This is a genomic window from Methylobacterium sp. J-059 (genome assembly GCF_022829485.1).
In the GTDB taxonomy this organism is placed as follows: domain Bacteria; phylum Pseudomonadota; class Alphaproteobacteria; order Rhizobiales; family Beijerinckiaceae; genus Methylobacterium.
Window position 1 is genome coordinate 55,360 of sequence record NZ_JAKSYA010000113.1, and the last position, 12,359, is coordinate 67,718.

Annotated in this window: 12 protein-coding genes; 6 read left to right on the plus strand and 6 right to left on the minus strand. The window is 71.2% G+C overall.

From position 1 onward, the window contains the following. Positions 1-253 precede the first annotated feature (253 nt). Positions 254-1,666, plus strand: coding sequence for a sensor histidine kinase (locus MKK55_RS15490; RefSeq protein ID WP_243935059.1), 1,413 nt, complete (start codon positions 254-256; stop codon positions 1,664-1,666). A 3-nt stretch (positions 1,667-1,669) separates the two neighbouring features. Here MKK55_RS15490 and bioB read toward each other — a convergent pair whose 3' ends face one another. From bioB to MKK55_RS15510, 4 genes are all read right to left on the minus strand, one after another. Further along, positions 1,670-2,668 carry a biotin synthase BioB gene (gene bioB / locus MKK55_RS15495; protein ID WP_409566072.1) on the minus strand — a complete coding sequence of 333 codons (999 nt, stop codon included), beginning with the start codon at positions 2,666-2,668 and terminating at the stop codon, positions 1,670-1,672. Positions 2,669-2,715: 47 nt separating this feature from the next. Continuing rightward, on the minus strand, positions 2,716-3,708 hold the full coding sequence (locus MKK55_RS15500; RefSeq protein WP_243934873.1) for a DUF808 domain-containing protein: 993 nt from the start codon (positions 3,706-3,708) through the stop codon (positions 2,716-2,718). 110 nt (positions 3,709-3,818) lie between these two features. Further along, the gene (locus MKK55_RS15505) at positions 3,819-4,703 is read right to left on the minus strand and encodes a fumarylacetoacetate hydrolase family protein (protein WP_243936024.1); all 885 of its coding nucleotides are present in this window, start codon (positions 4,701-4,703) and stop codon (positions 3,819-3,821) included. A gap of 69 nt (positions 4,704-4,772) precedes the next feature. Continuing rightward, positions 4,773-6,539 (minus strand): class I poly(R)-hydroxyalkanoic acid synthase, encoded by a 1,767-nt coding sequence (locus tag MKK55_RS15510; RefSeq protein ID WP_279596223.1) that lies wholly within the window; start codon positions 6,537-6,539, stop codon positions 4,773-4,775. A 181-nt stretch (positions 6,540-6,720) separates the two neighbouring features. Between MKK55_RS15510 and MKK55_RS15515 the strand changes: the two genes are divergently transcribed. The 4 genes from MKK55_RS15515 to MKK55_RS15530 all read left to right on the plus strand — a co-directional run bounded on the left by MKK55_RS15515 (position 6,721) and on the right by MKK55_RS15530 (position 9,322). Beyond that, entirely contained in the window at positions 6,721-7,164 is a 444-nt protein-coding gene (locus MKK55_RS15515; protein WP_279593143.1) for a hypothetical protein, read from the plus strand. A 111-nt stretch (positions 7,165-7,275) separates the two neighbouring features. Then, positions 7,276-8,493 (plus strand): LL-diaminopimelate aminotransferase, encoded by a 1,218-nt coding sequence (locus MKK55_RS15520; RefSeq protein ID WP_243936033.1) that lies wholly within the window; start codon positions 7,276-7,278, stop codon positions 8,491-8,493. A gap of 128 nt (positions 8,494-8,621) precedes the next feature. Further along, positions 8,622-8,834 (plus strand): hypothetical protein, encoded by a 213-nt coding sequence (locus MKK55_RS15525; RefSeq protein ID WP_147842880.1) that lies wholly within the window; start codon positions 8,622-8,624, stop codon positions 8,832-8,834. 152 nt (positions 8,835-8,986) lie between these two features. Further along, positions 8,987-9,322, plus strand: coding sequence for a hypothetical protein (locus MKK55_RS15530; protein WP_243936035.1), 336 nt, complete (start codon positions 8,987-8,989; stop codon positions 9,320-9,322). Positions 9,323-9,370: 48 nt separating this feature from the next. On the opposite strand, the gene MKK55_RS15535 is transcribed toward MKK55_RS15530, so the two are convergent. Beyond that, complete coding sequence (locus tag MKK55_RS15535; RefSeq protein WP_243936037.1) at positions 9,371-9,742, minus strand: DUF3140 domain-containing protein; 372 nt, start codon at positions 9,740-9,742, stop codon at positions 9,371-9,373. Between the two features lie 197 nt (positions 9,743-9,939). Between MKK55_RS15535 and prfB the strand changes: the two genes are divergently transcribed. Next, a protein-coding gene (gene prfB / locus MKK55_RS15540) for a peptide chain release factor 2 (protein WP_147728103.1) occupies positions 9,940-11,068 on the plus strand; the annotation gives its coding sequence in 2 pieces (ribosomal slippage) (positions 9,940-10,008 and positions 10,010-11,068; 1,128 coding nt in all). 106 nt (positions 11,069-11,174) lie between these two features. On the opposite strand, the gene MKK55_RS15545 is transcribed toward prfB, so the two are convergent. Beyond that, positions 11,175-12,317: a M23 family metallopeptidase gene (locus MKK55_RS15545; protein WP_243936039.1), complete on the minus strand. Its 1,143-nt coding sequence runs from the start codon at positions 12,315-12,317 to the stop codon at positions 11,175-11,177. Positions 12,318-12,359: the final 42 nt, after the last annotated feature.

The window sequence follows — 12,359 nt, forward strand, 5'->3', positions numbered from 1 at the left end:
GCGATTATCCCCACGCTGCGTACTGAAAATCGCGTTCGCGCGCCGATCCCGGGGGTGATGCCCCCTCGACGCTTCCTCGGCCCGCGGGCTACGAGGGATGATCGTGCCACCGTCTCGGCCAGGGGATGCGGGTGGCGACGGGACGTTCGCGAAGAGGCACGGGGTCGCCGCGCTTTCCGGGGCCGGGATAGCAGTGGTCGCAAGGACTGACACGGACTCGACGGAGGCGGCAGAGCGCGACGCGCCCGTCGCGGTGCCGCGTTCCGACCGCTGGCTCAAGCGCCTCGGCCTTTCCGGACGGCTCTTCCTCGTCACCGTCGCCTTCGTCGCGGCGATCGAGATCCTGATCTTCGTGCCCGCGGTCGCGAATTACCGCCTGTCCTGGCTGTCCGACCGGATCAGCGCCGCGCAGGTCGCGGCCCTCGTGCTCGATGCCAGCGAAGGGCACCCGGTGTCCGACGAGCTCGCCCGGCGCCTGCTGGCCGGCGTCGGCGCCCGCGCGATCGCGGTCCGCGACGGCGACACCCGCCAGCTCCTGTCGATCGAGCCGATGCCGGACCGGGTCTCCGACACGGTCGACCTGCGCAACCGATCGATCTGGTGCGCCATCCGCGGCGCCTGGCGGACGCTGACCGAACCGGTCGACGAGCCGATCCGCATCGTCGGCCAGGGCTGGGAAGGCTTCGACCTGGTCGAGATCATCCTCGACGACGCACCGCTGAAGCAGGCGGTGGTCGATTTCGCGATCCGGCTGGCGGTGTCGTCGCTGATCATCGCCACCGCCGCGGCCGGCCTCGTCTTCTTCGTGCTGCAGACCCTGATCGTGCGGCCGGTGCGCCGGCTCGCGCGCAACATCACCGCCTTCGCCGACGACCCGGAGGGGGCCGACCGGATCATCACGCCCGCGCCGCGCAGCGACGAGATCGGGCTCGCCGAGACCGCGCTGGCGCGGATGCAGCGGACGCTCGCGGACCAGCTGCGCCAGAAGCGCCGGCTCGCAGAGCTCGGGCTCTCGGTCGCCAAGATCAACCACGAGCTGCGCAACCTGCTGACCGGAGCGCAGCTGCTCGGCGACCGGCTCGAGGAAACCTCGGACCCGACGGTGCAGCGCGTGGCGCCGCGCCTCGTCGCGACGCTGGGGCGGGCGATCCGCTTCTGCGAGGCGACGCTGGCCTACGGCCGCGCCGCCGAGCGCACGCCGCGCAGCCGCGCGTTCGCGCTGGCCCCGGTCCTGGCGGAACTCGCCGATCTCGCGGCGCTCTCCGCCCACGGCCGCGTCCGGGTCGTGACCGAGGTCGCCCCCGAGCTGACGGTGTTCGCCGATTCCGAGCAGATCGGGCGGGCGATCGGAAACCTAGTGCGCAACGCCGTGCAGGCGCACGACTTCACCGAGGCGAACGTGGCCTCGCCGGAGGTGCGGATCACGGCCGGGCGCGAATGCGCCGGTGCGGTGACGATCCTGGTGGCCGATAACGGTCCCGGCCTGCCGGCGCGGGCGAAGGAGCACCTGTTCGAGGCCTTCCAGGGCTCGATGCGCTCGGGCGGCACCGGGCTCGGCCTCGCCATCGCCTCCGAGCTCGTGCGGCTGAACGGCGGGACGCTGTCGCTCGACCCCGCCGCCGAGGGCACCCGGTTCCGGATCGTGCTGCCGGACGCCGAGGCCTGAGGCCTACTCGGCGGCTTCCATCATGGGCGCGGCCACCGTGATGCCGATGTCGCGCAGCAGGGCGGCGTCGGAATCGGTCTCGTTGTTGGCGGTGGTCAGCAGGCGCTCGCCGTAGAAGATCGAGTTGGCGCCGGCGAGGAAGCACAGGATCTGCGCCTCGCGGGTCAGCCCCTTGCGCCCGGCGCTGAGGCGCACCCGCGCCTTCGGCATCACGATCCGCGCGGTCGCGCACATCCGCACGAGGTCGAGCGGGTCGACCGGCGGGCGGTCCTCCAGCGGCGTGCCCTCGACGGCGACGAGGGCGTTGATCGGCACGCTCTCGGGATGCGGCGCGTGGTTGGCGAGCACCTGGAGCATCGCGGCCCGGTCGGTCACGCCCTCGCCCATGCCGACGATGCCGCCGCAGCACAGGCCGATGCCGGCCTCGCGCACGTTATCTAGGGTCTGGAGCCGGTCGGCGTAGGTCCGGGTTGAGATGATGTCCTCGTAGAAGTCCGGGCCGGTGTCGAGGTTGTGGTTGTAGGAGGTCAGCCCGGCCTCGGCGAGCCGCCCGGCCTGGGACGGCGTCAGCATGCCGAGGGTGACGCACGCCTCCATGCCCAGGCCGCGCACGCCGCGGACCATGGCCAGCACCGCGTCGAATTCCGGGCCGTCCTTCGGCTGGCGCCAGGCGGCGCCCATGCAGAACCGATGCGCCCCGGCCGCCTTCGCCTCGGCGGCCTCGCGCAGAACCGCGTCGACCGGCATCAGGCGCTCCTTGGCCATGCCGGTGCCCTTGTGATGGGCCGATTGCGGGCAGTAGGCGCAATCCTCGGGGCAGCCGCCGGTCTTGATCGACAGGAGCGAGGCGCGCTGGATGTCGGCCGGATCGTTGTGGGCCCGGTGCACGGAGGCGGCGCGAAACACGAGGTCGAGCAGCGGCAGGTCGTGGATCGCGCGGATCTCCTCGACCGTCCAGTCGTGGCGGATGGCGGGGGCGGCGGGGAGCGGGGTCGGCTGCATCATGCGCCCATGAGGCGAATCCGCGGGCGAAAATCAAGCCGTCCGGCTCAGGCCGCCGCACCGCGCAGGCGCGACAGGCCATGCCAGGCCGGCGCGATCACGAAGCTCGTCAGCGGAATCAGCAGGCCGCCGACGACGAGGCCGACGAGACCGGAGCCGGCGGCCGTCACCAGCCATTCGGCAAGGCCGGACAGGGCGGGCGGCAGCAGGCCGGCGACCGCTTCGGAGGCCGCATGCAGGGCGTGGGCGACCTGCGGCAGGCCGTAGGTCTCGAGCCCGTGGACCAGGATGCCGCCGCCGACCCAGATCATCGCCGCCGTGCCGACGATGGCGAGCAGGGCCAGGAACGGCGGCATCCCGGTGACGATGCCCCGGCCGAGCGCGCGGGTGACGCCGCCGAACGCGGAGGTGGAGGTGCTCGCCGCCATCGCCAGACCGGCGTCGTCCGCCTTCACGATCAGCGCCACCGCGCCGTAGACGAAGGCGGTGATGCCGACGGCCACCAGCGCCATCACGGCGGCCTTCGTGGCGACGCCGCCGTCGGGCAGCGCCGCCAGGGTGATCGCCATGATCTCGGCCGAGAGGATGAAGTCGGTCTTGATCGCGCCCGAGACCTTGCGGTCCTCCATTGCCCGGCCGTCGCCGGCGGCATCGCGCGGGGTGTCGTCGGCGTGGCCGGCATGCGGGAACAGCGCCTCGTAGACCTTCTCGGCGCCCTCGTAGCAGAGGTAGGCGCCGCCGAGCATCAGCAGCGGCGTGATCGCCCAGGGCGCGAAGGCGCCGAGCGCCAGGGCGGCCGGGAGCAGGAACAGCAGCTTGTTGCGCAGCGACCCCAGCGCGATCCTGCCGACGATCGGCAGCTCGCGCTCGGCGGCGAAGCCGACGACGTAGCGCGGCGTCACCGCCGCATCGTCGATCACCACGCCGGCCGCCTTCACGCCGGCCTTGGCCGCCTGGGCGGCGACGTCGTCGAGCGAGGCCGCGGCGACCTTGGCGATCCCGGCGATGTCGTCGAGAAGGGCGATCAGACCGATGCTCACGTGACGGCGTCCTCCGAGGTACAGAGCCTTCTGTGCAGAGGACGTTCACGAAGTCGAGAGCGGATCGCCGTCCGTCGTGGCGGCACGACCGCAGCCATCGAGGAAAAGCGTCAGTTCGTGGGCTCGCCGGCGGAGACCTTCGCGGTCCAGTCGTCGAAGGCGATCACCGGCTGGCGCTGCTCGCCCAGCCCCTCAATGCGCACGATCATCTCGTCGCCGGCCTTGAGATAGCGCGGCGGCTTCATGCCGAGGCCGACGCCGGGCGGGGTGCCGGTGGTGATGATGTCGCCGGGCTCGAGCATCATGAAATGCGAGACGTAGGCGACGAGCTGGGGCACGTCGAAGATCATCGTCGCGGTCGAGCCGGTCTGCATCCGCTGCCCGTTCACGTCGAGGCTCATCGCGAGGTTGCCGAGGTCGGGGATCTCGTCGATGGTCACGAGCCACGGGCCGAGCGGCCCGAAGGTCGGGCAGCCCTTGCCCTTCGTCCAGGTCGGGCCGCGCTCCATCTGCCATTCGCGCTCGGAAACGTCGTTGCAGATGCACACGCCCGCCACGTAGTCGAGCGCCTCGTTGGCGTGGACGTAGGAGGCGCGGGAGCCGATCACCACGGCGAGCTCGACCTCCCAGTCGGTCTTGGCCGATCCCTTGGGGATGATCACCGTGTCGTTGGCGCCGACGATGCAGGACGGCGCCTTGTTGAAGACGATCGGCTCGGACGGGATCGGCGAGCCGGTCTCGGCGGCGTGATCCGCGAAGTTCAGGCCGATCGCGACGAAGTTGCGGGTGCCGCCGACGCATGGGCCGAGCCGGGTCGAAGCCGCCAGGAGCGGCAGCGTCTCCGGGTCGATCACGCGCAGGCGGTCGAGCGCTTCGGGCGAGAGCCCGGGCCCGGCGATGTCGCGCAGGACCGCGGACAGGTCGCGCAGGCCGCCGTTTCCGTCGATCAGGCCCGGCTTCTCGTCTCCCGTCGCTCCGTGCCGAACCAGCTTCATGTGCGCCCCCCGTTTCGAACGATCCTGACGCGGAAGGTGGTCGCCGCGGCAGGTGGGTCAAGCCGACGCTCAGGCCTTCATGCGCACGTAGGTGCCGGGGGCGGGCGCCAGCGAGGGCAGCGCGTCGCCGCCGGGCTTGCGGGCGGGCACACGCTCGGGCGCCTGCGCCTCGAGCCACTTGAACCAGTACGGCCACCACGAGCCCTTGGTCTCGGTGGCGGCCCCGAGCCAATCCTCCAGGCGCCCTTCCGCCTTTCCGCCGGTCCAGTAGCCGTATTTCGGCTTGGAGGGCGGGTTGACGACGCCGGCGATGTGGCCGGAGCCGGCCAGCACGTAGTCCACCGGGCCGCCGAACTTCGACGAGCCCTCGAACACCGAGATCGCCGGCGCGATGTGGTCCTCGCGGGTGGCGAGGTTGAACACCGGCACCGTCACCTTCTTCAGGTCGAGGCGGATGTTGCCGAGCACCATCCGGCCCTGCGCGAGGTTGTTCTCGAGGTAGCAGTTGCGCAGGTAGAAGGCGTGGTTGGCCGCCGGCATGCGGGTGGCGTCGGCGTTCCAGTACAGCAGGTCGAAGGCGCTCGGCGGCTTGCCCTTGACGTAGTTGTTGACGACGTAGGACCAGATCAGGTCGTTCGGCCGCAGCATGTTGAACGCGTTGGCCATCTTGGCGCCGTCGAGGTAGCCGCGCTCGGCCATCTGGGTCTCGATCTGCCGGATCTGCCCCTCGTCGGCGAAGACCTTGAGGTCGCCGGCATGGGTGAAGTCGACCTGCGTGGTCAGGAAGGTCGCGCTCTTGATGCGCTTGTTGCCGGTGGCGGCCTGCATCGCGAGCGTGACGGCGAGCAGCGTGCCGCCGACGCAGTAGCCGGCCGCCGCCACTTCCGTCTCGCCGGTGGCGACGCCGATCGCGTCGATCGCCGCCTCGATGCCCTCGCGCATGTAGGACTCGAAGTCCTTGTCGCGGTGGCGCTCGTCCGGGTTGACCCAGGAGATCACGAAGACGGTGAGGCCCTGGTCGACCATCCAGCCGATCAGGCTTTTCGCCGGATTCAGGTCGAGGATGTAGAACTTGTTGATCCACGGCGGCACGATCAGGAACGGGCGCTTCAGCACCGTCTCGGTGCGCGGCGCGTACTGGATCAGCTCCATCAGGTCGTTGCGGAACACCACCTCGCCGGGCGTCACCGCGACGTCGACGCCGAACTCGAACGCGTTCCGGTCGGTCTGGCGCACCCGCAGCTCGCCGGCGCCGGCCTCGATGTCCTCCTGCAGCATCTTCATGCCGCGGACGAGGTTGGCGCCGTTCTCCTGCAGCGTGTGCCGGATCAGCTCGGGGTTGGTCATCACGAAGTTCGAGGGCGAGAGCGCGCCGGCGAGCTGGCGCAGGTAGAACTGCGCCTTGTGGCGGGTGTGCTCGTCGATGCCCTCGGCCTCGTTCACCAGGCCTTCGGCCCAGCGGGTGGTGATCAGGTAGCCCTGCTTGATGAAGTCGAAGTACGGGTTCGACGACCATTCGGCGTCGGCGAACCGCGCATCCTTCGGCTCGGGTTGCGCCACCGGCTCGGCCTCCTGACCCTGGAGGCGCATCCACGTCGTGCCCCACAGGGCGACGAAGGCCTCGCTGAGCTTGGCCTGCGCCTCGAGCGTCCGCTTCGGATCGGAAAGCCACGTCTCGGCCACGGTGCCGAGGGTGCGCACGAGCTCGCTCGCCTCCTGCGGCGGCTTGGGCTGGACCGGCAGGCCGTCCTCGGGAGCGACGTAGCGCGCGGCGGCCCGTCCGAGCTGTTCCATGAACTGGCCCGCATTGCGCGAGAGGGCCTCGAAATCGAGCATCGCGGGCGTCGTCGGCTGCGTCGTCACGCGTGATCCACTCCCTGGCTTCGTCCGCGCCGGCAGCGCGGGCGGACCCGAGCACCCGCCCCGGAGGGCGGTCCGAGCCTCGTTTCCGCCAAATTAACGCGCCAACCCCGAATTTGCCCAGCGCGGCAGGCGCGAACGGCGATATAACTGCGGCATGACCTCAACTTGCGACAAGGTTCCGGATCCCGGCACGACTTCTCCGGGCAGGCCGTCGAATCCGTCCGGCTCCGCAGCGCAGGGCATCGCGTTCCGGCGCCTCCTCGGCACGCTCGCGCTCTGCGCGGCGGCGGCCACGGGCGCCTGCTCCTCCGACCTCTCGCCGATCAAGACGCTGGCGGTCGAGGCCGGCTACGGCCCGAAAACCGTCGCCGCGCCGGACTTCGTGGCGAACTCGCGGCCGAAGGGCGGGACCGAGTTCATGCCGGTCGGCGTCTCCGCTCCGGCGCGTCCGGTGCGGGCGAAGTCGGCCGAGAGCCAGAAGGCGCTGGAAGCCGAGCTCGAAGGCGCCCGCGGCCGCAACGAATCGCGGGGTCGGGCCGCGGAGAGCGCCGGCAAGGCGACGAAGCCGGCGAGCGCGCCGGCCCAGCCGGCACAATAAGGCCGATATTCGGGGTCGGCGGCAGGCCGCTTCGATGTTAGAGAGGCCGACCGCCACCCGTCGGGGCCGCCAGTGCCGCCCCACGGGATCCGCGCCGATGGACAGATGGCCATGACCGATTTTCACCGCATCAAGCGCCTGCCCCCCTACGTGTTCGAGCAGGTCAATCGGATCAAGGCCGCCGCCCGCGCCAACGGCGCCGACATCATCGACCTCGGGATGGGCAACCCGGACCTCGATGCCCCCAAGCACGTCATCGCCAAGCTGTGCGAGACGGCCGGGCGCCCGCGCACCGACCGCTACTCGGCCTCGAAGGGCATCGCCGGCCTGCGCCGCGCCCAGGCGGGCTATTACCAGCGCCGCTTCGGCGTGAGCCTGAACCCCGACACCCAGGTGGTCGCCACCCTCGGCTCGAAGGAGGGCTTCGCCAACATGGCGCAGGCGATCACCGCGCCGGGCGACGTGGTGCTGGTGCCGAACCCGAGCTACCCGATCCACGCCTTCGGCTTCCTGATGGCGGGCGGCGTGATCCGCTCCGTCCCGGCCGAGCCGACGCCCGCGTTCTTCCCGGCGCTGGAGCGCGCCATGGCGCACTCGATCCCGAAGCCGGTGGCCCTGGTGGTCTGCTACCCGTCGAACCCGACGGCCTACGTGGCGACGCTCGACTTCTACCGGGACCTCGTCGCCTTCGCGAAGCGCCACGAGATCATCCTGCTCTCGGACCTCGCTTATGCCGAGGTGTACTTCGACGGCGAGCCGCCGCCCTCGGTGCTGCAGGTGCCGGGTGCGATCGACGTGACGGTGGAGTTCACCTCGCTGTCGAAGACCTATTCGATGGCCGGCTGGCGCATGGGCTTCGCCGTCGGCAACGAGCGCCTGCTCGCCGCGCTGTCGCGGGTGAAGTCCTATCTCGATTACGGCGCCTTTACGCCGATCCAGGTCGCGGCCACCGCCGCGCTCAACGGGCCGGACGATTGCATCCACGAGATGCGGGCGATCTACAGGAAGCGCCGCGACGCGCTGGTCGAGTCCTTCGGCAAGGCCGGCTGGAAGATCCCGGCGCCCGCCGCCTCGATGTTCGCCTGGGTGCCGATCCCGGAGAAGTTCAAGGCGCTCGGCAGCCTCGAATTCTCGAAGCTCCTCCTCGAGAAGTCGGACGTCGCGGTGGCGCCCGGCATCGGGTTCGGCGAGTTCGGCGACGACTTCGTCCGCATCGCCCTCGTCGAGAACGAGCAGCGCATCCGCCAGGCGGCCCGCAACGTCCGCCGCTTCCTCGAGACCGCGGACAAGACGCTGCACAACGTCGTGCCGCTGGCCAAGAGCGCCTGATCCCGATTGTTGCGGCGGGGCGACAGGCCCGGCCAAAGCGCGATGGGTGTGCTGCATGTGCTTGTCACCCGCCGGCCCCGTGCGCAGGGTCGGCGGCAATGATCCGCACTCGCGTCCCCGAGGCTTGCATGCGTCGCCTGTCCCTGCCCGCCGCCCTGCTGCTGGCGGCAGCCGCCTCGGCCTGCGCGCCGAACCCGATCGTCGCCCGCGACCCGATCCCGGCGCCGGGCCCCGATGCGGCCTTCGCCTGCGATTCGCGCCCGCTGGTGCTGAACGCCTTCGACACGACCTGCAAGCCGATCGCCCGGCAGCCGGCGGTCGTGCTGCATTCCAAGGGCTGATCGAGGCTGATCGAGAGCCGACCGACCGGGGCTTCCGGTCGGTTTTTCCGGGGGCGATGCCGCGGCCGGCGCGTCGCGGCGACGGACACGCGGCCGCGCATCGGGCATGATGCCCCGACGATCGAACCCGCCCCTCAGCGACGGAGCACGCGATGAACACCTTCCTCCGACACGGCCTCGCCGCCGGCCTGTTCGCGCTCGCCGGTGTCGGTGCCGCCCAGGCCCAGTCCGGGGCCTACGTGTTCCAGGGTCCGGACGGCCCCACCGTGCTGCAGGTCGACGGCGCCAACCGCCCGATCGTCCCGCCCGCGCGCCCCGACCTCGCGGTGCCGGCGATCGCCGTGCCGCAGGTGATGAACGGCGGCGGCTACGGCATCACCGGCTTCAACTACTACGACAGCGGCCTCATGGAGGGCCGCACCGATCCCCGCGTTAAGCGGCGCTACGTGCTGGCACCGGCCTGGATCGCCGGCTACGGCCAGCACTGACGGGCTCGACGCGGCGCGCTGTTTTTCCAACGCGCCGCGCGATCCGGCTCAGTCCTTCGACGGGTCGTGGCCCCAGTTCATCAGCGACAGCGCCCAGGCCGAGTCGGGATCGTTGCGCGACTTGCCGCCCTGCGCGAGGTGCCGGCGGACGTAGCCGACGACCTTGCGCATGTGGCCGTAATCGTCGTCCGTGAGGTCGGCCTTCTTCTTGGCCTTGATCTCGAGGATGCGGCGCCCCTCCTTGTGCCCGGTGGCCTCGCCGCCGCCGGACTTCTGCCCGACCGACTTGCTGGCGTCGGAGTCGAGATGCTTCCTCAAGGCGGCGGGCGTCATGTTCACCGCCGCGTCGAACTCCTTCCGGGTCTGCTCGCGGTCGTGCTCGGCGTCGTCCCGCGAATCCTTGTTCTCGGCCTTGGTCATCGCGCGTCCCTCCCGATTGGGGTGAAAATCCCCGGTCAACGCACGAGGCGGCCGTGGTTTCACGGGTCGGCGCGGGTGGGAGCGTCGCATGAGCTCGGCACGCGCCATGGGATGGGAGCCGTTTACAGGAGCGCCCGCCGCCGGTATCACCCCGCTCGACCTCTTTGAGCCCCCGACACAAGCGACACACCCTCGAAATGCGCGCCGAGATCGAGCAAGCCTCGGATGCCGCCAAGCAGTCGATCGGACTGCTGAGGAGGCATCTTTGACTGGGATACCGTCGATAAACGACTCGCGGAGCTGAATGCGGCGTCCGAGAACCCGGAACTGTGGAACGACGCCGACGCCGCGCAGAAGGTGATGCGCGAGCGCCAGCAGCTCGACGAGGCCGTGGCCGCCATCCGCAAGCTCGAGCAGGACCTCGACGACGGGGCGATGCTGATCGAGCTCGGCGAGACGGAGGGCGACGAGGCCTCGATCCGCGAGGGCGAGGCCACGATCCTCACCGTCGAGAAGGAGGCGGCCGGCCGTCAGGTCGAGACGCTGCTGTCGGGCGAGGCCGACGGCTTCGACACCTATCTCGAGGTCCATGCGGGCGCCGGCGGCACCGAGAGTCAGGATTGGGCCAACATGCTCCAGCGCATGTACGGCCGCTGGGCCGAGCGCCGGAAGTACAAGGTCGACATCGTCGAGTGGTCCGACGGGGAAGAGGCCGGGATCAAGGGCGCGACGCTCCTGATTAAGGGCCACAACGCCTACGGCTGGCTCAAGACCGAGTCCGGCGTTCACCGCCTGGTGCGCATCTCGCCCTACGATTCGAGCGCGCGGCGGCACACCAGCTTCGCCTCCGTCTGGGTCTACCCGGTAATCGACGACCGGATCGAGATCGAGATCAAGGAATCCGACTGCCGGATCGACACCTACCGGTCGTCGGGCGCGGGCGGGCAGCACGTCAACACCACCGACTCGGCGGTGCGCATCACCCACAACCCGACCGGGATCGTGGTGGCGTGCCAGCAGGAGCGCTCGCAGCACAAGAACCGGGCGACCGCCTGGAACATGTTGCGCGCCCGCCTGTACGAGGCCGAGCTGAAGAAGCGCGAGGAGAAGGCCAACGCCGAGGCCGCCTCCAAGACCGACATCGGCTGGGGCCACCAGATCCGCTCCTACGTGCTGCAGCCCTACCAGCTCGTGAAGGACCTGCGCACCGGCACGCAGTCGACCGACCCGGACGAGGTCCTCGACGGCGACATCGACCCCTTCATCGAGGCGTCGCTGGCGCAGCGCCTGTACGGGGCGACGGAGAAGGTCGAGGACATCGACTGAGGCGGCAGGACGGGAACCGTCCTTCGTCCATCTAACGCTTGCCATTCCGGGCTCGCCTCGGGCGCCCCGGAATGGCGGGACACGCGACGTCGCGCCGGCCGCGACGTCAGGGCCCACCGCCCTCGACGAGTTCGCGCCCCGCCTCCAGGAACCCCAGCGGGTCGACCGGCTCGCCGTCGATCCGGGTCTCGTAGTGCAGGTGCGCGCCGGTCGAGCGCCCGGTCGAGCCGACGCGGCCGACTAGATCACCGGCGCGGAGCCATTGGCCGGCCCGTACCGCCATGCGCGACAGGTGCGCGAAGCGCGTGACCACGCCGTGGCCGTGGTCGATCTCCACCATGTTGCCGTAGCCGCCGGTGGCCTCCGCCGTGACGACGCGCCCGGGCGCGGTGGCCAGCGCGGGCTCGCCCATCTCCGCCTTCAGGTCGAGCCCGGTATGCAGCGCGAGCCCCCGCGTGAACGGGTCGAGCCGCGGCCCGAAGGTGCTGGCCACGCCGCGGTCGCGCGGCAGCGGGCGGTCGAGCGGCAGGCGGGCGGCGAGCCGGCGCAGCGCCTGGGCATCGCCGACGGTGCGGGACGCGACCGCGAGGGCGTCGGCGAACGGGCTCGGATCGATCGGCACGAGCGGCCCGCCCAGGCCCGCCGCGGCCGGACGCTGCAGGTCGATTCCGGTCCGCTCCAGGGCGCGGCGCAGGCGTCCGAGATCGCTCGCCGCCCGCTCGGTGATGCGGTCGAGCCCGAGCACCTGCGCCGCCGCGAGGCCGTCGAGCCGCCCGGCGAGGGCCGCAACCTGCAGGTCGGTCTCGCGCGCGCTGCGACGCCCGGGCCGCGCCTCGACCCCGCGCAGGCCGAGCTCGCTCTCGCCCGCCGAGGATGGGCCGGGCAGCGAACCGGTAGTCGGCGGATCGATCGGGTCGGACGACGCGTCGTCCGGCCGCGCGAGGCGGGCGAGCACGGCCTGCCGCCGCTCCAGATCGTTCTGGCGCGCCGTCAGCCCGTCGAGGCGCGCCGCGACGGCGACCTGCGCCTCCGCCCGCGCCGAGCCGCCGCGGTCGAGCTCGGCCCGCAACGCGGCGAGGCGCGCCTCGTAGGCCGCCTGCATCGCGCCCTGCCGCGCGACGAACCCGGCGAGGATGTCGTCGTGGAACAGCACCAGCCCGCTCGCGCCGGCGGCCCACAGGCCGGTGACGAGAAGGGCAGCGGCGAGAAGCCGGCTCCTGCGGTGCGGAAGGCTGGCGGAAGGGGTCATCGATTCGGGCCCGATGCCGAGGGCGCCATCGAAGGCCGGCAG